21 protein-coding genes and 1 tRNA gene are annotated in these 21,327 nt (G+C 62.9%); 11 read left to right on the forward strand and 11 right to left on the reverse strand.

Annotated elements, in window-relative coordinates; genetic code table 11:
• The first annotated feature begins 226 nt into the window (after window positions 1-226).
• The 4 genes from rpsO (at window position 227) to ASD01_RS27850 (ending at window position 4,482) form a co-directional block, all read left to right on the forward strand.
• On the forward strand, window positions 227-496 hold the full coding sequence (gene rpsO / locus ASD01_RS27835; protein ID WP_029742369.1) for a 30S ribosomal protein S15: 270 nt from the start codon (window positions 227-229) through the stop codon (window positions 494-496).
• A gap of 355 nt (window positions 497-851) precedes the next feature.
• Window positions 852-3,005 (forward strand): polyribonucleotide nucleotidyltransferase, encoded by a 2,154-nt coding sequence (gene pnp, locus ASD01_RS27840; RefSeq protein WP_029742370.1) that lies wholly within the window; start codon window positions 852-854, stop codon window positions 3,003-3,005.
• An 81-nt stretch (window positions 3,006-3,086) separates the two neighbouring features.
• The gene (locus ASD01_RS27845) at window positions 3,087-4,103 is read left to right on the forward strand and encodes a class I SAM-dependent methyltransferase (RefSeq protein ID WP_034804749.1); all 1,017 of its coding nucleotides are present in this window, start codon (window positions 3,087-3,089) and stop codon (window positions 4,101-4,103) included.
• A 157-nt stretch (window positions 4,104-4,260) separates the two neighbouring features.
• The gene (locus ASD01_RS27850; RefSeq protein WP_029742372.1) at window positions 4,261-4,482 is read left to right on the forward strand and encodes a hypothetical protein; all 222 of its coding nucleotides are present in this window, start codon (window positions 4,261-4,263) and stop codon (window positions 4,480-4,482) included.
• A 34-nt stretch (window positions 4,483-4,516) separates the two neighbouring features.
• Here ASD01_RS27850 and ASD01_RS27855 read toward each other — a convergent pair whose 3' ends face one another.
• Both ASD01_RS27855 and ASD01_RS37025 read right to left on the reverse strand, forming a co-directional pair.
• Entirely contained in the window at window positions 4,517-5,716 is a 1,200-nt protein-coding gene (locus ASD01_RS27855; RefSeq protein ID WP_060529531.1) for an MFS transporter, read from the reverse strand.
• Between the two features lie 13 nt (window positions 5,717-5,729).
• Window positions 5,730-5,981, reverse strand: a complete 252-nt coding sequence (locus ASD01_RS37025) for a DUF1127 domain-containing protein (protein ID WP_051659694.1) — start codon at window positions 5,979-5,981, stop codon at window positions 5,730-5,732.
• A 139-nt stretch (window positions 5,982-6,120) separates the two neighbouring features.
• Between ASD01_RS37025 and ASD01_RS27865 the strand changes: the two genes are divergently transcribed.
• Window positions 6,121-7,626, forward strand: a complete 1,506-nt coding sequence (locus ASD01_RS27865; RefSeq protein WP_034804746.1) for a winged helix-turn-helix domain-containing tetratricopeptide repeat protein — start codon at window positions 6,121-6,123, stop codon at window positions 7,624-7,626.
• 113 nt (window positions 7,627-7,739) lie between these two features.
• Here ASD01_RS27865 and fabI read toward each other — a convergent pair whose 3' ends face one another.
• From fabI to fabA, 3 genes are read right to left on the reverse strand one after another with little or no spacing between them, the layout of a single operon-like run.
• A complete protein-coding gene (gene fabI, locus ASD01_RS27870; RefSeq protein ID WP_029742377.1) occupies window positions 7,740-8,546 on the reverse strand; it encodes an enoyl-ACP reductase FabI in 807 nt (268 codons plus the stop codon).
• Between the two features lie 4 nt (window positions 8,547-8,550).
• Window positions 8,551-9,774 carry a beta-ketoacyl-ACP synthase I gene (gene fabB / locus ASD01_RS27875; protein WP_029742378.1) on the reverse strand — a complete coding sequence of 408 codons (1,224 nt, stop codon included), beginning with the start codon at window positions 9,772-9,774 and terminating at the stop codon, window positions 8,551-8,553.
• A 47-nt stretch (window positions 9,775-9,821) separates the two neighbouring features.
• Window positions 9,822-10,337 carry a 3-hydroxyacyl-[acyl-carrier-protein] dehydratase FabA gene (gene fabA / locus ASD01_RS27880; RefSeq protein ID WP_029742379.1) on the reverse strand — a complete coding sequence of 172 codons (516 nt, stop codon included), beginning with the start codon at window positions 10,335-10,337 and terminating at the stop codon, window positions 9,822-9,824.
• 321 nt (window positions 10,338-10,658) lie between these two features.
• Between fabA and irrA the strand changes: the two genes are divergently transcribed.
• The gene (gene irrA / locus ASD01_RS27885) at window positions 10,659-11,081 is read left to right on the forward strand and encodes an iron response transcriptional regulator IrrA (RefSeq protein WP_029742380.1); all 423 of its coding nucleotides are present in this window, start codon (window positions 10,659-10,661) and stop codon (window positions 11,079-11,081) included.
• Window positions 11,082-11,126: 45 nt separating this feature from the next.
• Here the strand turns inward: irrA and ASD01_RS27890 are convergent, their stop codons facing one another.
• The 3 genes from ASD01_RS27890 to ASD01_RS27900 all read right to left on the reverse strand — a co-directional run bounded on the left by ASD01_RS27890 (window position 11,127) and on the right by ASD01_RS27900 (window position 13,185).
• On the reverse strand, window positions 11,127-11,552 hold the full coding sequence (locus tag ASD01_RS27890; RefSeq protein ID WP_034804743.1) for a plastocyanin/azurin family copper-binding protein: 426 nt from the start codon (window positions 11,550-11,552) through the stop codon (window positions 11,127-11,129).
• Window positions 11,553-11,656: 104 nt separating this feature from the next.
• Window positions 11,657-12,292: a trimeric intracellular cation channel family protein gene (locus ASD01_RS27895; protein WP_060644806.1), complete on the reverse strand. Its 636-nt coding sequence runs from the start codon at window positions 12,290-12,292 to the stop codon at window positions 11,657-11,659.
• A gap of 107 nt (window positions 12,293-12,399) precedes the next feature.
• Window positions 12,400-13,185, reverse strand: a complete 786-nt coding sequence (locus ASD01_RS27900) for a YdcF family protein (protein ID WP_034804736.1) — start codon at window positions 13,183-13,185, stop codon at window positions 12,400-12,402.
• Here ASD01_RS27900 and ASD01_RS35800 point away from each other — a divergent pair.
• The gene (locus ASD01_RS35800; protein ID WP_143106248.1) at window positions 13,154-13,684 is read left to right on the forward strand and encodes a hypothetical protein; all 531 of its coding nucleotides are present in this window, start codon (window positions 13,154-13,156) and stop codon (window positions 13,682-13,684) included. The two genes, ASD01_RS27900 and ASD01_RS35800, sit on opposite strands and share 32 nt — an antisense overlap.
• A 32-nt stretch (window positions 13,685-13,716) precedes the next feature.
• Here the strand turns inward: ASD01_RS35800 and ASD01_RS27910 are convergent.
• Window positions 13,717-13,792: transfer RNA gene (locus ASD01_RS27910), tRNA-Ala, on the reverse strand.
• A gap of 200 nt (window positions 13,793-13,992) precedes the next feature.
• Window positions 13,993-14,385 carry a TIGR02300 family protein gene (locus ASD01_RS27915; RefSeq protein WP_029742385.1) on the reverse strand — a complete coding sequence of 131 codons (393 nt, stop codon included), beginning with the start codon at window positions 14,383-14,385 and terminating at the stop codon, window positions 13,993-13,995.
• 297 nt (window positions 14,386-14,682) lie between these two features.
• Between ASD01_RS27915 and aroA the strand changes: the two genes are divergently transcribed.
• The 4 genes from aroA (at window position 14,683) to rpsA (ending at window position 19,368) form a co-directional block, all read left to right on the forward strand.
• Entirely contained in the window at window positions 14,683-16,029 is a 1,347-nt protein-coding gene (gene aroA, locus ASD01_RS27920; RefSeq protein ID WP_034804733.1) for a 3-phosphoshikimate 1-carboxyvinyltransferase, read from the forward strand.
• 23 nt (window positions 16,030-16,052) lie between these two features.
• Entirely contained in the window at window positions 16,053-16,859 is an 807-nt protein-coding gene (locus ASD01_RS27925) for a hypothetical protein (RefSeq protein WP_034804730.1), read from the forward strand.
• Complete coding sequence (cmk, locus tag ASD01_RS27930) at window positions 16,856-17,494, forward strand: (d)CMP kinase (protein ID WP_034804727.1); 639 nt, start codon at window positions 16,856-16,858, stop codon at window positions 17,492-17,494. Before ASD01_RS27925 ends, cmk begins: the two co-directional genes overlap by 4 nt.
• A 149-nt stretch (window positions 17,495-17,643) precedes the next feature.
• Entirely contained in the window at window positions 17,644-19,368 is a 1,725-nt protein-coding gene (gene rpsA, locus ASD01_RS27935; protein WP_082005877.1) for a 30S ribosomal protein S1, read from the forward strand.
• 137 nt (window positions 19,369-19,505) lie between these two features.
• On the opposite strand, the gene ASD01_RS27940 is transcribed toward rpsA, so the two are convergent.
• Window positions 19,506-21,098: an ICP22 family protein gene (locus ASD01_RS27940; RefSeq protein ID WP_034804724.1), complete on the reverse strand. Its 1,593-nt coding sequence runs from the start codon at window positions 21,096-21,098 to the stop codon at window positions 19,506-19,508.
• Between the last annotated feature and the right edge of the window lie 229 nt (window positions 21,099-21,327).

Raw genomic sequence — 21,327 nt, forward strand, 5'->3', positions numbered from 1 at the left:
CCCGATCGCGGCCGAATGAAATCGCCGCCGATGCACCCGTTCCCGACCGGCAATTGAGGCCTTCCGCCGGCCCTCCCGGGCGCCGGTCCATGACCCTTTCCTTTTTCATCCAATTCGTTTATAGGCACGCCAGCAAAAGGCGCATGCCCGTTGCATTCACGGCCGCAGCTGGACGACATCCCGGCTGACGGCGTCCCGAAATCCTCGAAATCGAAAGGATCATCCGATGTCGATTGCTGCAGAGCGTAAGGCTCAGCTCATCAAGGAATTTGCAACCGTTGAAGGCGACACCGGTTCTCCGGAAGTCCAGGTTGCTATCCTGACGGAACGGATCAACAACCTGACCGAACACTTCAAGGGCCACAAGAAGGATAACCATTCCCGCCGTGGTCTGCTCGCGATGGTTTCCAGCCGTCGTTCGCTCCTCGACTATCTGAAGAAGAAAGACGAAGCGCGCTACACCAAGCTGATCGGTGCCCTGGGCATCCGTCGCTAAGCGACTTATCCGGCGGGTCTTTGCGGCCCGCCGGCTTTTTTATGGAGCGTTGAACGCTCGACGATTAAACTCTCCAGCCGCATAGGAAACGTGGCTAAACGAGAGAATCCAGCGAGCCGGATGGGCCGGTATCGCGGATCAACCGATGGCCCGTCATGGGGCAGGATTGCAGGATGCTTCGGCCCCTGCTTGTCGGAAACGCCGCTGAAAGCGGATGGTCGGGCAAAGCGGAAAACAGCCGATTATAGCGTGAAGCCTCCCGTTGTCTTGCCCGTGATGCGCCATTTCATGCGGCCCTTCGACCGCCCGCGCTGTAACAGCCGCGGAGAGGTCCGCCGCACACGAAGGACAGAACATGTTCGATACCCACAAGGTTGAAATCGAATGGGCTGGGCGTCCGCTCAAGCTCGAAACCGGCAAGATCGCCCGTCAGGCTGACGGCGCCGTTCTCGCCACCTACGGCGAAACCGTCGTTCTCGCCACCGTCGTTTCGGCCAAGTCGCCGAAGCCGGGCCAGGACTTCTTCCCGCTGACCGTCAACTACCAGGAAAAGACCTACGCCGCCGGCAAGATCCCGGGTGGCTACTTCAAGCGCGAAGGTCGTCCGAGCGAAAACGAAACGCTCGTCTCGCGCCTGATCGACCGTCCGATCCGTCCGCTCTTCCCCGATGGCTACAAGAACGACACCCAGGTCATCGTCACGGTCATGCAGCATGACCTCGAAAACAACCCCGACGTCCTGTCGATGGTCGCCGCTTCTGCAGCGCTGACGCTGTCGGGCATCCCCTTCATGGGCCCGATCGGTGGCGCGCGCGTCGGCTACATCAACGGCCAGTACGTTCTGAACCCGCATCTCGACGAGATGGACGAATCGACCCTCGACCTCGTCGTCGCCGGCACCCAGGAAGCGGTGCTGATGGTCGAATCTGAAGCCAAGGAACTGCCGGAAGACGTCATGCTCGGCGCCGTCGTCTTCGGTCAGAAGGGCTTCCAGCCGGTCATCGACGCCATCATCAAGCTCGCTGAAGTCGCTGCCAAGGAGCCGCGCGAATTCGAAGCCGAAGATCATTCCGCTCTCGAAAACGCCATGCTCTCGCTTGCCGAAGACGAGCTGCGCAACGCCTACAAGATCACCGAGAAGGCTGCCCGTTACGCTGCCGTCGACGCCGTCAAGGCCAAGGTGAAGGCACACTTCCTGCCTGAGGGCATCGAGAACCCAGCCCATTCGGCCGAAGAAATCGGCGCCGTCTTCAAGCACCTGCAGGCCAAGATCGTTCGCTGGAACATCCTCGACACCAAGAGCCGCATCGACGGCCGCGATCTGGAAACCGTTCGCCCGATCGTGTCGGAAGTCGGCGTTCTGCCGCGCACCCACGGTTCGGCGCTGTTCACCCGCGGCGAAACGCAGGCGATCGTCGTTGCCACGCTCGGCACCGGCGAAGACGAACAGTACGTCGACAGCCTGACCGGCATGTACAAAGAACGCTTCATGCTGCACTACAACTTCCCGCCCTTCTCGGTCGGCGAAACCGGCCGCATGGGCTCCCCGGGCCGCCGCGAAATCGGTCACGGCAAGCTCGCCTGGCGCGCTATCCGCCCGATGCTCCCGGAAGCCGAGCAGTTCCCCTATACGCTGCGCGTCGTTTCCGAGATCACCGAGTCCAACGGCTCGTCCTCGATGGCCACCGTCTGCGGCACCTCGCTCGCTCTCATGGACGCCGGCGTTCCGCTCGCAAAGCCGGTTGCCGGTATCGCCATGGGCCTGATCAAGGAAGATGAGCGCTTCGCCGTTCTCTCCGACATTCTCGGCGACGAAGACCACCTCGGCGACATGGACTTCAAGGTTGCCGGTACCGACGCCGGCATCACCTCGCTCCAGATGGACATCAAGATCGAGGGCATCACCGAAGAGATCATGGGCATCGCGCTCAACCAGGCCAAGGGCGGCCGTCTCCACATCCTCGGCGAAATGGCCAAGGCCATTTCCGAAAGCCGTGGCCAGCTCGGCGAGTTCGCCCCGCGCATCGAAGTCATGAACATTCCGGTCGACAAGATCCGCGAAGTCATCGGTTCGGGTGGCAAGGTCATCCGCGAAATCGTCGAAAAGACCGGCGCCAAGATCAACATCGAAGACGATGGCACCGTGAAGATCGCCTCCTCGTCCGGCAAGGAAATCGAAGCGGCCCGCAAGTGGATCCACTCGATCGTTGCCGAACCGGAAGTCGGCCAGGTCTACGAAGGTACCGTTGTGAAGACCGCCGACTTCGGCGCCTTCGTCAACTTCTTCGGTGCCCGTGACGGTCTCGTCCACATCTCGCAGCTCGCCTCCGAGCGCGTCGCCAAGACGACCGACGTCGTCAAGGAAGGCGACAAGGTCTGGGTCAAGCTCATGGGCTTCGACGAGCGCGGCAAGGTTCGCCTGTCGATGAAGGTCGTCGACCAAGCCACCGGCAAGGAAATCGTTGCCGAAAAGTCTGAAAAGAAGGGCGACGGCGAAGCCGCTGAATAAGCGCGCTTCACCCGAATGCATTCGGGGCGCGGGGCGGATCGCTCCGCGCCCCTTTCTTGTAGGAAGATGACGGATAGACCGATGAGCCGAGATTCGTTGAAGACCCTGTTTTACCCGTTCGACAGCGGCGTGATCGACCCGCCGGGCGAGAGCGAGCGCGTGCTGTTCCTCGGCGCCGAGGCGGGCTACAGGCTGCCGCAGGGCTTCGAGGCGTCGATCTCGGCGGTGCAGCCGCTGCGGCCGCTCTATCGCGCCCTGGAAGCCGCCCGCGCCGACGTGGCGCCTGAAATCACCGGCGAGGACTACGACGTCACGCTGATCCTCTGCGGCAAGCACAAGGGCGAGAACGAAGACCGGATCGCCGAGGCGCTGAAGCGCACGCGCGAGGGCGGTCTGATCGTCGTTGCCGGCGGCAAGGAAGACGGCATCCAGTCGCTGAAGAAGCGCATCGCCAAGTTCGAATGGGACGGCGACCATCTGCCGAAGTATCACGGCGTCGCCTTCTGGTTCACCCGCCCGGAAGATGTCACCGACGCAGTGCAAAAGCTTGCCAAGGTGCCGGTACGCGTCGACGGTCTGTTCGAGGCGTCGCCCGGCATGTTCTCGCACGACCGCATCGATGCCGGCTCCGAGCTGCTGGCGTCGCGTCTGCCGAACGATTTCCATGGCCACGCCGCCGATTTCGGCGCTGGCTGGGGCTATCTCGCAGCCAAGCTTGCTGAAGCGTCACCGGGCACCAAGGGGGTCGATCTCTTCGAGGCCGATCACGAGGCGCTCGAGGCGGCCCGCGTCAACATGATGGCAAACGCGCCTCGCATGCCGGCCCGTTTCTACTGGTTCGACTTGACGAGCGAAGAGCCGCGCGACAAGTACGACCTCATCGTCATGAACCCGCCCTTCCATGAAGGCCACGCGGCTGAGCCGTCGCTCGGCGTCGCCATCATCAAGACGGCGCTGAAGGCGCTGAAGCAGGGTGGCAAGCTGATGATGGTCGCCAATCGTGGCCTTCCCTACGAGCAGGTGCTGGCGGAAAATTCCAAGGAATATGGCGAGACCTGCCGCAACGCCCGATTCAAGGTGCTCTGGGCCAAGCGCTGAGACGCCGCAGGACGCATTTTGCGCCATCCGAGAATGGAAAAAGCCGGGCAGATGACCCGGCTTTTTTGCATCTGGCTGCAAGTCAGAGTTAGCCCGTTGCCTTCGTCGCAGATCCGGCTCACCATGTGCCCGGTTTTACTGCCGGAGGATGAGTTCCATGACGTCGGGAGTGAACAGGCCGCCCTTGAGCGAGGATGCGGCCGAAGCTATTGCCAAGGACATCAAGCAGGGCGAGGGACATGGCGCGACCTCCGAGGTGCCCATGTCGTTCTTGCAGAGCCTCTATCGCTCGCCGCTTGACCCGGCACGCCGGACCCATACGGGCTTCGTCGTGCTGGCGGTCATCGTGGCTCTGCTCGTGCTGTTCGTCCTGATTTGAGCTTGCCGGCAAAAGGCAGGCGGACCGGCGCGCCTCAACCGCGCCTTCTCGCAACGACCAATACCCCCGCAAGGACGGCGCAGAGCAGGCCGAGTGACAACGGCAACCCGTGGTGTCCCGTCACTTGCATGACAAGGCCCGTTGCTGGCGAGCCAACCATGCCGCCGAGGCCCCAGGCGAAGGCAAAGGCGGCGTTGCCGGCGATCAGGGTCAGGCCGCTGAATCGCTCGCCGAGCTGGATCAGCGACAGGGTATAGATCCCGAACGTCACCCCGCCCCAGACGAAAACAAGCGGCCAGATGAGCCAGCTTTCGAACAGCCATGGCAGCAGCAGGCAGCCGGCCAGGGAGGAAAGCACGCAGAACAGCATCGTCTGCCTCGATCCCCTGCGTTCGGAGAGGCGCCCGAGCAGGATCTGCAACGACGCGTTGCCGGCAATGAAGCAGGTGATGAGCGGCGCGACGCGCTCCTCATTGCTGCCAAGCGCTGCGCCATAGACCGCAAGCAGCGAAAGCAGGGTCTGCTCGAAGGCCGCAGCCGTTGCGACTGCAAACAGCAACAAAGGCGCTAGCGCGAAAAACCCGGCGACGGACGTTGCTTCCCCATCCTGCGGCATCTCCGGCAGGCGCGACACCAGGGCAAGCAAGATCAGGCCGCAGGCGACAAAGGCCACGATGCCGATCAGGAACGGCGACCAGCCCGCCGTTCCGACCATCCCGAGCGACAGCGGCCCTATGGCGAAACCGGCTGAAACGACGGAGGAATAGAGACCCATGATGCGGCCCCGGCGGGACGCGGGCGTAATGGCCACCAGCCAGGTCTCGCTGATCACGGAAAGCGGATTGGCGAAGACGCCCAGCAGAAAGCGAAGCGGCATCCAGGCCCAGACGTCGTCAGTCCACGCAATGGCGGCAAGCGTGCTGGCGGCCAGCACCGAACAGAGGATCGCGAGCCGGGCACCGCCCAGCCGCCGCGAAAGCATCGGGATCAGAGGCGCCGACAGGATGAACCCCAGCGGCGTCATGGCCGCCGACAGGCCGATCAGGGCGGGTGCGGTTCGCTGCCGCTCCAGGATGAAGCTGAGCAGCGGATAGGTGAGCCCTTGCGCCACCGCAAAGACGGTAACGGTGGCGATGATACCCGCCATCGCCGCCCAGGGGGCTTGATCCTCGCGGAACGTCGTGATCACCTCGCCAAGGGTCGGCGCCGGTGGCGGTCGCTGGTCCGATGTCATTGCGCGGCTCACCTCAAAGCACTTGCCAGAAGGGCCTGGCGAGCTCCTCCTCGACTTGACGTCGCGTCAGGCCGATATCGTCGATCAGATGCGGATCGCCCTTGAGCTTTCGATCGAGTTCTAGGTGAAATTGGTTCCGTTCACGCCAGGCGGCGACCATCCGTTTCAGCGTCTCGACAGGGGAATGCGAAAGCGTCGGGCTCCTCGGCGCCTCAGGCGCCGCGGCCTGAGGCGATGCAATGGGAGAAAAGGGGGCGTTGTTCATGACAACCTCGCTATCGGCTTTGAGGGTCGGGGGGACCCTCGATCTGAAGGAGGTTGGATTCTGCGGAATAGGATCGGTGCCGTACTTAAGCCCTTCCAAAAAGTTCTCAAAAACTTCCAAACGGGCTATAGATCGCCGCATGCAGGATACACGGTTTGCCTTTGGTCCGTTCGTGCTTGATCCGGGTGCGGGAACGCTCCTGCGGAACGATGATCCGGTTGCGGTCGGGCATCGCGGCGTGAAGCTGCTTGCGGCGCTCGTGGAAAGGCCGGGCGAAATCCTCGCCAAGACCGAGCTGATGGACGCGGCCTGGCCTGGTACGGCCGTCGAGGAAGGCAATCTCACCGTACAGATCGCACAGCTCAGGAAGCTGCTCGGCCGGGCTGCCGACGGCGGCGAGTGGATTTCAACGGTTCCGCGCATCGGCTACCGTTTCATGGGCAGTATCGAGCGGCTGGCAGGCGGGCGAAAGCCGCTGCCGTTGCCGGGCCGGCCTTCGATCGCGGTGCTGCCCTTCGTCAATCTCAGCAACGATCCCGATCAGGATTCCTTCGCGGACGGGCTGACGGAGGATCTGATCACCGATCTCTCCCGGAGCGGTGGTCTGTTCGTCATCGCCCGCAATTCCACCTTTGCCTACAAGGGCAGGGCGATGGATGTACGCGCGATCGCCGAAGACCTCGGCGTGCGCTACCTCCTGGAAGGAAGCGCAAGGCGCGCCTCCGGACGCGTACGCATCAACGCCCAGCTGGTCGATGCGCTGAGCGGAGAGCACCTCTGGGCAGAACGCTTCGACCGCAACCTGGAAGACATCTTTGCCGTTCAGGACGAGGTGACGGCCAAGATCGTCGAGGCGTTGCTCGGTCGGCTGCGCACCCCGCCGTCACGCAATCGCCCCAGGAGCCTCGAGGCCTATGATCTCTGCGTTCGGGCGCGCAAGCTGATCGACGATTCGCCGCAGACCGCCCGGGAAGCGCATCTGATGCTCACTCGCGCCGTTTCGCTCGACCCTGATTATGCCGAGGCCTATCGCTGGCTCGCCATGAACCACTGGATGGGGTGGGTGCACTGGGGCGAGCCGATCGTACCGACCCGCGGCATCGCCCTGGATCTGGCGCGCAAAGCCGTCGCGATCGATCCCAACGACGCCGGTTGCCGCTGGGTGCTGGCCAATCTGCTTGCCTATGAGCGCAACTTCGCCGAGGCCGACGCGGAATTTGCCAGGGCCATCGAGCTTGACCCGAACGAAGCCGACACCTGGGCGACATTGTCCGACATCACGATCCTGGCAGGCCGGGTCGAGGAAGGGCTGGAGCACATTCGCAAGGCGTTCCGGCTGAACCCCTATCCGGCAAGCTGGTACTATCTGACACTCGGCCAGGCGCAGTATGCGGCCGGAGACTACGAAGCCGCGGTCGAGACGCTGCGCAAGGACGAGACCTACCGCACCAGCTCGCGTCGCTTCCTGGCGGCGAGCCTCGCGCAATTGGGGCGGTTCGACGAGGCACGCGCCGAGGTCGACCTGTTCCTCGTCGCCAACCCGCATTTCACGACCGGTTTCTGGGCGACGACCGAGCCGTTTCGTGACGCAGCGACGCTCGCGCACTTCGTGGACGGATTCCACAAGGCCGGCCTTCCGGACTGATGTTTTCTCGGGCCGTCGGGCCCTGTCGACCTCAAAAAAGAAACCCCGGCGAGGTGTCTCGCCGGGGTTTTCTATAGAAGCTGGGTCGTCAGTCAGCGGCTTTGCCGCTGCCGTCACTCTGCGTCGGCGGTCCTGAGCGCATCGAGTGCCGGCATCGACGTAATGTTGTAGCCGGAATCGACATAGTGGATTTCGCCGGTCACGCCGCGCGAAAGGTCCGAAAGAAGGTAGAGGGCCGAGCTGCCGACGTCGTCGATCGTGACGGTGCGGCGCAGCGGCGAATTCTTCTGCTGCCAGGACAGCATCGCCCGGGCGTCGGAAATGCCGGCGCCGGCAAGCGTGCGGATCGGGCCCGCCGAGATCGCGTTGACGCGAATGCCGCGAACGCCATAGTCGGCGGCGAGATAGCGCACCGACGCCTCGAGCGCTGCCTTGGCGACACCCATGACGTTGTAGTTCGGCATGACGCGCATCGAGCCGCCATAGGTGAGCGTCAGCATCGAGCCGCCCTCATCCATCAGTTCGGCAGCCCGCTTGGCGATCTCGGTGAAGGAGAAGCAGGAGATCACCATCGTGCGGCTGAAGTTGTCGCGCGAGGTGTCGGCGTAGAGGCCCTTCAGCTCGTTCTTGTCCGAAAAGCCGATGGCATGAACGATGAAGTCGAGCTTGCCCCAGCGTTCCTTGATCGCATCGATGACCGCATCGACAGACGCAATGTCTTCGACATCGCAAGGAAGCAGGAAGTCGGAACCGAGCTCGGCCGCCAGCGGCTTGACGCGCTTACCCAGCGCCTCGCCCTGAAAGGTGAAGGCCAGTTCCGCGCCTTGCGCTGCAAGCGCCTTGGAGATGCCCCAGGCAATAGAATGGTTGTTGGCCACACCCATGATGAGGCCACGCTTTCCAGTCATCAGTCCCGTCATGGTGTTATCCGTTGTAGCGCTGGAAGACGAGCGTTGCGTTGGTGCCGCCGAAGCCGAAGGAGTTCGAAAGAACCGTATCGATCTTGGCATTGTCGATGCGCTTGCGAACGATCGGAACGCCATCGAATTCCGGATCGAGCTCGCTGATATGCGCGCTTTCGCCGATGAAGCCCGCCTGCATCATCAACAGGCCGTAGATCGATTCCTGCACGCCGGCCGCACCGAGCGAGTGACCCGTGAGCGACTTGGTCGACTGGATGTGCGGCATCTTGCTGCCGAACACTTCGCGGATCGCGCCGATTTCCTTGCTGTCGCCAACCGGGGTGGAGGTGCCGTGGGTGTTGATGTAGTCGACCTCGCCCTTCACGGTCGAGAGCGCCTGACGCATGCAGCGGATTGCGCCTTCGCCCGACGGAGCCACCATGTCGTAGCCGTCGGAGGTGGCGCCGTAGCCGACGATTTCGGCGTAGATCTTCGCGCCGCGGGCCTTGGCGTGCTCCAGTTCTTCGAGAACGAGAACGCCTGCGCCACCGGCAATAACGAAGCCGTCGCGGTTGGCGTCATAGGCGCGCGAAGCCGTCGCCGGCGTTTCGTTGTACTTCGACGACATGGCGCCCATGGCGTCGAACAGGTTGGACATGGTCCAGTCGAGGTCTTCGTGACCCCCGGCAAACATCACGTCCTGTTTGCCCCACTGGATCATCTCGGCGGCGTTGCCGATGCAATGGGCCGAGGTCGAGCAGGCCGACGAGATCGAGTAGTTGACGCCGTGGATCTGGAACCAGGTGGCAAGCGTCGCCGACGCCGTCGAAGACATCGCCTTGGGAACGGCGAACGGGCCGATGCGCTTCGGGCTGACGTTCTTGCGGGTGATGTCGGCCGCTTCAACGATGGTGCGGGTGGACGGTCCGCCCGAGCCCATAATGATACCGGTACGCTCGTTGCGGGCGATGACGGCTTCTTCCAGACCGGAGTCGGCGATCGCCTGCTTCATCGCCACGTGGTTCCAGGCGCCGCCCTGAGACAGGAAGCGCATGGCACGGCGATCGACGAGTTCGGTCGGATCGAGCGACGGCGCGCCCCAGACCTGGCACTTGAAGCCATTCTCGGCGAAATCGGGAGAAAACGTGATGCCCGACTTGGCATCGCGCAACGACGCCGTAACTTCGTCTGCATTGTTCCCGATCGAGGAAACGATGCCGAGGCCCGTGACAACAACCCGTCTCATGGTACTGACCTTTTCTTTATTTCGTTGGCTGCGGAAAGGCCTGAATTTTACTCGGCCTTATCCTTCGACAGGCCGACGCGGAGGTCGGTTGCCTGATAGATAGTCTCGCCATCGGCTTTCAGCCAGCCGTCGGCCGTGCCGAGCACGAGCCGTCCGCGCATGACGCGCTTGAAGTCGATGCCGTACTCGAGAAGCTTGGTATGGGGACGCACCATGCCCTTGAACTTCACTTCGCCGGTGGAAAGTGCCATGCCGCGGCCGGGCTCGCCGAGCCAGCCGAGGTAAAAACCGGTCAGCTGCCACATGCCATCGAGGCCGAGGCAGCCGGGCATGATCGGGTTGCCCTGGAAGTGGCAGGGAAAATACCAGTCGTCCGGCCGCACGTCGTACTCGGCGCGCAGGTAACCCTTGTCGAAGGCGCCGCCGGTCTCGGAGATTTCGGTGATGCGGTGGACCATCAGCATCGGCGGCAGCGGCAGCTGGGCATTGCCGGGGCCAAACAACTCACCACGGCCGCAGGCCAGGATTTCCTCATAGCTGAAGCTGGATTGTCTGGTCGTCATGAATAGATGTTTCCCCGCGTAACAAATTGTGTTGTCCGACCTGCTTTAGAGCAAGTTCGGCTTGAAATGAAGCGTGGCGACCCGGATCTTGCGGTTTTCCGTCCGGTCTCCATCGCTTCTGATGGCGATTTCACTCCGCCGTCGCTTACAGGATCAATGTGGGCGCGACCAGAGTTAATTGCCAGCATTCCCCGAGTTTGACCGGTTTTTCGGGCTTTGCAACGCCTGTCAGGGCTGGAATCTATTGAAAGGCGAGGACGTAAAAGTTATATCGCGGAGGAAGTATTGTGAATTTCGCCGGGATACATGGAACGACCCTTGATGACGAAAGCAACAGAAGTGAGTTCGGAAGAAAGGCTACGCCACTCAGGCCTGCGTCCGACCCGTCAACGCGTTGCCCTCGCCGATCTGATCTTTGCCAAGGGTGATCGCCACCTGACCGTCGAAGAACTGCACGAAGAGGCCGTCATGGCCGGCGTGCCAGTGTCGCTGGCGACCGTCTACAACACGCTGCACCAGTTTACCGAAGCCGGCATGATCCGCGTGCTGGCGGTGGAAAGCGCCAAGACCTATTTCGACACCAACGTGTCGGACCATCATCACTTCTTCGTCGAGGGCCAGAACGAGGTTCTCGATATTCCGGTCAGCAACATCCACATCGACAATCTGCCGGAACCGCCCGAGGGCATGGAGATCGCCCATGTCGACGTGGTCATTCGTCTGCGCCGTAAAAACGACCGCTGATCCGGCGGCCACCGTCATGGTGGCCGCGATGGCGATCGATCGCCGCTATTCCGTCACCGTCAGATTGGCGCGCATGCCGGCCTCGTAGTGTCCTTTGATGTTGCAAAGGAGCACGTAGCTGCCCGGCGCGAGCTTGGCTTTCAGCTGGCCGTCGGCTCCGGGCTTCAGCTCGGAAACCTCGCCGAGGCTCTTGAGCTGCTTTTCGTCGACCCGATGCTTGGCCGCGATGAGATTGATCTTCTGGTCGGCTGATTTCAGCTTCACCAGCACCATCTCGTGCTCTTCCGTCATGGCGTCGTTGTGCACCAGGAAGACAGTCTCTCCGGCCTTTATCGTCGACTGGTCGAGTGTCAGTGTCATCGGGCCGCCCGCTTCACCACCTTCGACGACCTTGACGGTCGTGGCGGCAAATGCCGGCGAGGCCATGCAAAGAAGGGCGAGTGCGGCAAGCTTGTTGCTGAAGAAACGCATGCGGTATCCCTTTCGCTGAAGCCGCCCGGGTGGCGGCCGACACCGCATCAACTACGATACCGGCGCTGTCCGCCGCCTGTCATAGGCACGCACGTGCGAAAGGCTCACATCACGTCGTCCGGATCGCGGCCCGGCAGCGCCTTGCCGGTCGGCAGCGTCCATCCGCACTTGAGCGCACCGGCACGCACGGCAAAGGCCGAGGCCACGCCGAGCGTTGAGGCGGCCACAAGTGGTAGTCCCGCCATCGTCGCCAGCACGTAGGCACTGGCACCGATCAGCGCTGCCGTCACATAGACTTCCGGCCGCAGCAGCACCGAGGGTTCTCCGGCCAGCAGATCGCGAAGCACGCCGCCGAACGTCGCCGTCAGCATGCCGGTAACGAGCGCGACGCTCGGCGACCCCGTCGCTGCATAGCCTTTCGCCGCACCCATCACGCAATAGGCCGACAGCCCGATCGCATCGAGCCAGACGAGGACCCGGTAGCGGGAATCGAAGAGATGGGCGGTGAAGAACAGGAGAACGGCGACCGTCGCGCAGACCAGAAGATAGGTCGGATTGGTGACCCAGAAGACGGGCGTTGCGCCGAGCACGACGTCACGCATCGTGCCGCCGCCGATGCCGGTGACCGAGGCCAGGAACAGATAGCCGATGATGTCGAGTTGCTTGCGCGAGGCCGACAGCGCCCCGGTTGCGGCAAACACGGCCACACCGGCATAGTCGAGGATTTCGAGGATCGGCATGGGCGCTCCGTTTCAGCCCGATTGGCTCCCGCAGATCATTAGCGCACCGTCGGGATGAAGTCAGGAGGCGCGCTGCCATTTGCTGCACTGGGGCGTGTCATGGTCGTCTAGCGCGGCAGCACCGTCTGAGTGCGGCCGAGCAGGTAATAGGCGACGAGCCCGGTCCATTCCTTGGCGGCCGTCGTTGTCAGCTGCGCGTTCAGTGAGGGCTGGGTGAAATCGAAGCCAAGCCGCACCTTGCCGCTGGTGCGGTAGTCGGTCGGCCAGGGCAGGACGTCGATGTCGTTGGCGCGGAACAGCCCGACGGAGCGCGGCATGTGATACGCCGAGGTGACGAGCGCACATTGCGTCAGCCCGTTTGCCGCCAGAAGATCCTTGGTGTAGCGCGCGTTCTCGAAGGTGGTGCGCGAATCTTCCTCGCGGATCACCCGATCGGCCGCAATGCCGAAGATGTCGAAGAACGCCTTCGAGGCCAGCGCATCGCCCTCGTAGGCGCCGCTGATCGAGCCATCGCCGCCGGAGACGAGGATTCGTGCTTCGGGATAGCGCTTGGCGAGGCTCGCTGTCTCGATGAAGCGGTCTGCTGCCTGGTTGAGCTCCGTGCCGCCGCGGCTTGCCATGACTTCGTTTTCGAAGGCGCCGCCGAGCACAATGATGCAGGAAAGCGCTGTCGGCGGCGTCGGGCGCACAAATCGATCCTCAAGCGCTTGCAGGGCATAGGGGCCAGCGGTGGTGAACAGGCTGACGAAAAGAACCAGCGCGCCCAGGCTGCCGAGAACGGCGCCGATGCGTCGCCAGCCGATGGCCGTCGCAAGCAGCCCGGCGATGACGGCGAGCAGCGAGAACGACAGCGGCTGCACAATGAGCCAGAAGATTTTCGAGATCAGAAACATGGCACCAGCTTCTGCGTTCCGCTGCTTAACAAATCATGAATGCATGGCGCGCGGCCGGATGTTGCGCGCGAAACGGCTGTTCGCGTTCGCGCAAGGTAACGCATGCACCATGTTCATCCGAACGTTGCGTGGGCGGCCCCGGCCACCACTTTCATTTGAAGCCGAAAGGAGTATCATCCGCGAGATGACCACGATAGCCGGCTTCCGATCGCAGCTGTTTCGTGCCGCCAACGAGGTCCATGACCTCACCCCGGTGCAGGCACAGCGTTTGCTTGAAGGCGCAGTGGCGCTGATCCGCTGCATGCGCGAGCAGACGGGCATGGAACCGAACACCGAAGCGCCGGACGTGACCAACATCCTGCTGGACATTGCCGGTTCCATACCCAAACGGTCCGAGCGCGAAATCCGCAATGCTCTGCTCGAATCCGCCGACATCATCCGGTTGCTGACGATGATCCTGGATTCGCTGGACGAAATGGCCGCGAACGAGGGTCCCTGAGGACTGGGTACTGATCAATCGAAGGAAGGTTTTGGTGGAGCTAAGCGGGATCGAACCGCTGACCTCTTGCATGCCATGCAAGCGCTCTCCCAGCTGAGCTATAGCCCCATATCGGGTTCCGGCTAGGCCGGTCCGGGAAGTTCGTCGAGCTGTTGTGCTCGGCGAGTGGCGGCTTATTACTTCCCCTTTTTGAGGATGGCAAGCCGAAAAATGCGTGGCCCGTGGATTTATTTTTTGTCCGGGCCGTTTTTCTCCCGTCCGGGCCACTTTGGCCGAGGACGGGAGCATTTCTTTGTCATTTGAAGCGCTTAGACGTCTTCTTCGTCGTCCGACACGCCAATGAGGTCGCTCATGTCGTCGTCATCGTCTTCGTCGTCGGTCTGCAGGAAGGTGTCGTCATCGTCGTCGCCGTCGATTTCGACGTCGTCGTCGCCGAGATCCGGCAGGTCGTCGCCGCCCGCTGCCTCATCATCGGCATCCTCGAGCGAAACGAGTTCGACTTCGGTGTTCTCTGCGTCGACTTCCGTTACCTCTTCTTCTTCTTCCTTCTCGAGCACCTTGGCGACCGAGGTTTCTTCGAAGAAGGACAGCGGATAGGACTTGCCGGTGTAAGGCGAAACGATCGGATCACTGTTCAGATCGTAGAATTTGCGCCCCGTTTCCGGGTCGATGCGCTTTGTTCCAAGTTCCGGTTTTGCCACAGTCAAAGCCTCTTGAATGGCCGGCCGAGCCGGCGCTTGCCGGAAAGCCGGCGGGTGGAAAGGGTATCAAGCTTATGATGATTAGCCGGTCCCCATAATCGTCTTGGCCGCATCTGTCAAAGACAAATCGCCAAAGCCCCGGCGTTGCTGGCTTTCCGGCTCTTGCCCGCCCCTTGTGGCGCTCCTCGAGCGGCCGCAATTTATGGAAACACGCAGCGAGGGTGTGATAGGAGTGCCGCGGTGCGGGCGCGGTTGTGCCCTTCGGTGAGAGCGCCCTTTCGGGCCAGAGGATGCCGCATGTCTCATGGATCGGGCCCGAGACCCGCCACTGCCCGAAAGTCCGCCGATCTGCGCGGCTCGATCCGCATCCCCGGCGACAAGTCGATCTCGCACCGGGCGCTGATGCTGGGCGGGCTTGCTAGCGGCGAGACGCGCATTACCGGCCTGCTACAAGGCGCGGACGTGCTGGCCACCGGCCGCGCGATGCAGGCGATGGGGGCCCGCATTCGTAAGGAGGCCGATACCTTTATCGTCGATGGTGTCGGCAACGGTGCACTGCTTGCGCCGGAAGCGCCGCTCGATTTCGGCAATGCTGGCACAGGCTGCCGTCTGGCGATGGGGTTGGCGGGCGTCTACGACTTCGAAACGACATTCCTTGGCGATGCTTCGCTCGGCCGCCGGCCGATGGCGCGGGTTCTCGAGCCCTTGCGTGAAATGGGCACGCAGGTGAGGGCCGCCGCAGGCGATCGCCTGCCGGTGACCCTACGCGGACCGAAGACGCCTGCCCCGATCACCTATCGCGTGCCCGTCGCCTCGGCACAGGTGAAGTCGGCGTTGCTGCTTGCCGGTCTCAACGCGCCCGGCATCACCACTGTCATCGAACCGGTCATGACGCGCGATCATACGGAACGGATGCTGGAGGCATTTGGCGCCGCGCTCTCTGTCGAGACCGACGTCAGCGGCGTCCGTACGATCCGCCTTGACGGTCGCGGCAAGCTTACCGGCCAGGAGATCGACGTGCCCGGCGATCCCTCGTCCGCGGCTTTCCCGCTGGTCGCAGCCCTGATCGTCCCAGGCTCGGACATCACGATCACCAACGTGCTGATGAACCCGACGCGCACGGGCCTGATCCTGACGCTTAAGGAGATGGGAGGGGATATCGAGGTGATCGGCAGCAGACAGGTTGGCGGGGAGGACGTGGCGGATCTGCGCGTACGGCACTCGGAACTCAGCGGTGTCACCGTTCCCGAAGAGCGCGCCGCCTCGATGATCGACGAGTACCCGGCTCTCGCCATCGCCGCCGCCTTCGCCGAGGGGAATACCGTCATGGCCGGGCTCGACGAACTGCGTGTGAAGGAGTCCGATCGCCTCGCCGCCATCGCCGCGGGCCTGAAGCGCAATGGCGTCGATTGCGAGGAGGGCGCCTCGTCGCTGGTCGTGCGCGGCCGTCGCGACGGTAAGGGGCTCGGAAGCGCTGCCGGCGCGACCGTAAACACCCATCTCGATCACCGCATCGCCATGAGCTTCCTTATTTTCGGGCTTGCATCCGAACATCCGGTCACCGTCGACGACGTGTCGATGGTCGCGACAAGCTTTCCTGAATTCATGCACCTCATGACCAGCCTCGGCGCGAGGATCGCGTGAGACCCACGATTCCGGCGGTAACAATGAGATGGCTGCTGACACTCGCGGTCGTGGTTCTTCTGACGTTGCTGACGCAGATCGGTGGCGCCGTCTGGATCGTCACTCTTGGGCTCCTGCGTCGAAGGAGAGCCGGCGTTGCCGTATTTCTGGCGCTCTTTCTCGGCCTCTATGCGGCAGGGACCGCGCTCAGCTATGCCATTGCGCCGATCTTCGGCCGCGTTCCTCTGCCCTGTTTCGACGACGGCACGTCGCGGCTGAAAATGCAGTCGCCGCTCTTCTGTGTCCTGAACCGCCAATATGTCGTTCCGGAACTGAAGGAAGCGGCCGCTGCCCTGTCACGCCATGTGGATCAGGTATTCCCCGGAACGACCACCTTGGCGCTCGACGCCAACTTTCCGTTCTTCGACGGTTTTCCGCTCTTCCCGCATTTGTCCCATTCGGACGGTCGGAAGCTCGATGTCGCGTTCTTCTATCAGGATGCCGAGGGCAGCTATAAGGATAAGGCGACCCGCTCGCCGATCGGCTATTTTGCCTTCGAGCAGCCGCGACCGGACAGCATTCTCCCATGCCGGGATCGCGAAGACCTCTTGACCTTGCGCTGGGACTTGGACTTCTTGCAATCGCTGTGGCGGCCCTTGCCGCTGGAAGAAGGCCGGACCGCAGAGGCGCTCCGCTGGCTCTCGGCCGAGGGGAGCGGTTTCGGCATCGAGAAGATTTTCGTGGAGCCGCATCTGGCGCAGAGACTTGGCGTCGAAGCGGAGTCCATTCGGTTTCAGGGTTGCCGGGCCGCCAGGCACGACGACCACATACATATGCAGGTTGGAAAATGACGTTCACCATCGCTATCGACGGACCGGCCGCAGCCGGCAAGGGCACGCTCTCGCGCCGCATCGCCGAGGAATACGGCTTCCATCATCTCGATACCGGCCTCACCTACCGCGCCACCGCCAAGGCGCTGCTCGATGGCGGCTTGCCGCTCGACGACGAGGCGGTCGCCGAGAAGGTGGCGCGCGAGGTTGAACTGGCCGGGCTCGATCGCTCGGTGCTTTCCGCCCACGCGATCGGCGAGGCCGCCTCGAAGATCGCGGTCATGCCGGCCGTGCGCCGGGCGCTGGTCGAGGCGCAGCAGGCTTTTTCGCTGCGCGAGCCCGGTACGGTGCTCGACGGCCGCGACATCGGCACGGTCGTCTGCCCGGATGCGCCGGTGAAGCTCTATGTCACAGCATCGCCGGAAGTACGGGCGCAGCGCCGCTACGACGAGATCACCGGCAATGGTCAGCCGGCCGACTACCAGACGATTTTCGAAGATGTGAAGAAGCGCGACGAGCGTGATATGGGCCGCGCCGACAGTCCTTTGCGCCCGGCCGACGACGCGCACTTGCTTGATACGTCTGAAATGAGTATAGAGGCGGCGTTTCAGGCCGCGAAGTCTTTGATCGATGCGGCCCTGATCAAGAAGATCTGAAGAAGAGCCCATCCCCGACACTGTCAGGATCGCTCCTCTTGCATAAGCCTGAAATTCCGTCCACGCGCCGGATTGTCCCTTCGATGGGGCGGACTGGGTTCAGGCCTGTTCAACACCAGCCCCCGGCGCATATGCGTCTCCCCCGTGAGATGCATGCAGGAGATTCCATGTCTGCTACCAACCCAACCCGTGACGATTTCGCAGCGCTTCTCGAAGAATCCTTCGCGAAGACCGATCTCGCCGAAGGCTATGTTGCCAAGGGCATTGTCACGGCCATCGAAAAGGACGTCGCCGTTGTCGACGTCGGTCTGAAGGTCGAAGGCCGCATCGCTCTGAAGGAATTCGGCGCGAAGGCGAAGGACGGCTCGCTCAAGGTCGGCGACGAAGTCGAAGTCTACGTTGAGCGCATCGAAAACGCGCTCGGCGAAGCTGTTCTGTCGCGCGAAAAGGCTCGCCGCGAAGAAAGCTGGATGCGCCTGGAAGTGAAGTTCGAAGCCGGCGAACGCGTCGAAGGCATCATCTTCAACCAGGTCAAGGGTGGCTTCACCGTCGATCTCGACGGCGCCGTTGCCTTCCTTCCGCGCTCGCAGGTCGACATCCGTCCGATCCGCGACGTCACCCCGCTGATGCACAACCCGCAGCCCTTCGAAATCCTCAAGATGGACAAGCGCCGCGGCAACATCGTCGTATCGCGTCGTACGGTTCTCGAAGAGTCCCGCGCCGAGCAGCGTTCTGAAATCGTTCAGAACCTTGAAGAAGGCCAGGTTGTCGAAGGCGTCGTCAAGAACATCACCGACTACGGTGCGTTCGTCGACCTCGGCGGCATCGACGGTCTGCTCCATGTCACCGACATGGCATGGCGCCGCGTGAACCATCCGTCGGAGATCCTGAACATCGGCCAGCAGGTCAAGGTCCAGATCATCCGCATCAACCAGGAAACCCACCGCATCTCGCTCGGCATGAAGCAGCTCGAGTCGGATCCGTGGGATGGCATCGGTGCGAAGTACCCGGTCGGCAAGAAGATCTCCGGTACCGTCACGAACATCACCGACTACGGTGCGTTCGTCGAGCTGGAGCCGGGCATCGAAGGCCTGATCCACATCTCCGAAATGTCCTGGACCAAGAAGAACGTACACCCCGGCAAGATCCTGTCCACGAGCCAGGAAGTCGACGTTGTCGTTCTCGAAGTCGATCCGACCAAGCGTCGTATCTCGCTCGGCCTCAAGCAGACGCTCGAGAACCCGTGGCAGGCATTCGCGCATAGCCATCCGGCTGGCACCGAAGTCGAAGGCGAAGTCAAGAACAAGACCGAATTCGGCCTGTTCATCGGCCTCGACGGCGACGTTGACGGCATGGTTCACCTTTCCGACCTCGACTGGAACCGTCCGGGCGAGCAGGTCATCGAAGAGTTCAACAAGGGCGACGTCGTTCGCGCTGTTGTTCTTGACGTCGACGTCGAGAAGGAGCGCATCTCGCTCGGCATCAAGCAGCTCGGCAAGGATGCAGTCGGCGACGCCGCTGCTTCGGGTGAACTGCGCAAGAACGCCGTTGTTTCGGCCGAGATCATCGCGATCAACGATGGCGGCATCGAAGTGAAGCTCGTCAACCACGAAGACATCACCTCGTTCATCCGCCGCGCTGACCTGTCGCGTGATCGTGACGAACAGCGTCCGGAGCGTTTCTCGGTTGGTCAGGTTGTCGACGCTCGCGTCACCAACTTCTCCAAGAAGGACCGCAAGATCCAGCTGTCGATCAAGGCTCTGGAAATCGCTGAAGAGAAGGAAGCCGTTGCTCAGTTCGGTTCGTCCGACTCGGGCGCTTCGCTCGGCGACATCCTCGGCGCTGCTCTGAAGAACCGCCAGAACAACGAGTAATCGTTGCCTGACGTTTGAATTGGAAAACCCGCGGAGAGCGATCTCCGCGGGTTTTTCTTTCCAACCAAGTCCGAATTGTGAAATCGGCCCCCAGCCCTGGATGGGGCTAGGCCCGCGCTTAAGGCTGAACCGGCGTCTTAGCCGAGACCGCCGAGCCTGCGGTAAAGATCGTAGGCGTCGGGCGTTTCCTGTGCCTCGCCCTCCTGCATGGCTTCGCCGGTCGGCTCTCCGTCTTCCGGATTTCCGTCGCCTCCCTCTTGTGCCGTTTCTTCCTCACTCGCTGCATCTTCGCCCGAGCCTCCGGGCATGCCGCGCGAATGGTCTTCGCCTTCCACCTCGCCGGCGGCCACTGGATAGGGGATCATAGCGAAGGGGATGGCCTCGCGCGGCAGGCCGTTTTCCACCAGTCTGGCGATCATCTGCTGCACCGTCTGCTCGTCCGTGGCGCGTTGCGGGCGAATGTCCGTGGGTCCGCGCGGTGGTGCAGCGGTCTCCTCGGAGCGATCGTCGAGCAGCGACGGCAAGGTCGTGCCGGCGTCCATTACGGCGCGCTGGCGGGCGGCGGCATCAGCGATGCGCATTCCAGCTTCCTTGGCGGCGGGCTGGGGCTGCGTAGCCGGCTCGTCCGTCTGCTGCGTCGCCGATCCCGGATCGCCATCGGCCGCGCCGGCAGGCAAGGCCAAGCTGTCGCGGATGAGCGTCTTGATGGCCTCGGAGAGCACGCGTGCCGAGCGCACCTCCGGATCGTTGCGACCGGCGGCGGTGGTCCTATGGCCGTCTTCTTCGTCGGCATCGGGCAGCGGGCCGTAGGTGCCGTCGGGATCCTCGCCTTCGATCGTGTCGGCAGCCTCCATTTCATCGGCGCCATGCGCTTCAAGCGGTGTTGCGGCACTGTCTCCGGCGGGCGCTTCCGTCTCGCCGTGTCCGACTTCGCCGGATTGCAGGTCCTGCTCGGCCTCGGCGATGGGGCCAGACAGCGATGCCGCTTCCGCGATCTCGCCTTCGCCCGCAAGCAGCGAGGCAGCGCTCCCGATCGGCGTGTCGCCCGATGAAGCGCTCTTCGCGGCGTTCGCGCGCGCCTCACCCCGCTCCGTGGGCTTTTCGCTTCCGCTCTTTGATGGCGCTTCGGTTCCGGCCGCGTCCAGATCCTCGCCCTGCGGCTCGGTCACATCGTTGCCGACGCTAAAGGTCTTCCGCAGCACAGCCTGTAGAAGTGCGACTTCACCACCGAGCGGCGTTCGTGCCGCGGTCTGGCTGAACGGCAGCGCCGGCTGGAGCGAGGGGTTGCGCAGGATGACGTCGCGCGCCTGCGCCGGCATGGGTGTCGCGGTGCCGCCCGGCGCGCTCGTGCCGTTGCGGATCGCCGGCAGGTCCGCTAGCAGGCCGACGCGGATTGAAAGATTGCGCCCGCCAAGCTGACGCTCCAGAAGCAGCCGGTCGGACGTCGGCATCGATTCGAGGAAGGCCACCAACCGCCGGACGAAATCGCGCCCCCCCTCCTGCGGGAGTGGCGGGAACTTCAGGATGCGTGCCAGATCCTCCATCAGGCGCACCAGCGCGTCCTTCGAAAGGATCTCACGACCGGAAAGATGCCGCGTCAGCGCATCGAGGATCTTCTGTATGGCTTCGCCACGCTGGCTGGCGGTCAATGGTGCTGCAGGCTGCAGCGTCCTTGCGCTCGTCTCTTCCGTGGCGGCCGCGGTTCGAGCCGCCTGGATGGGTATCAGCATTCTGGTCTCCATCTCGCTTGACCTCGGTTTGACCATTCGTCGTGGAACGACGAAACGCGCTCGGGCGCGGTCCGATTTTTCGGCTTGCGCGCGACTTTCTGTTCATCACTTGCGGGTTGGCGCCTCATGCGCGTCGTGGCGAATGGCCAGACAGCCGCGGCTCGGCCGCGGATAGGAGAATCGGCATGATGGTTTGAGGTTAGGGCAAAGAGGTTTATGAATTCTTAAC

The sequence above is a fragment of the Ensifer sp. Root423 genome, assembly GCF_001426275.1.
Taxonomy (GTDB): domain Bacteria; phylum Pseudomonadota; class Alphaproteobacteria; order Rhizobiales; family Rhizobiaceae; genus Ensifer; species Ensifer adhaerens.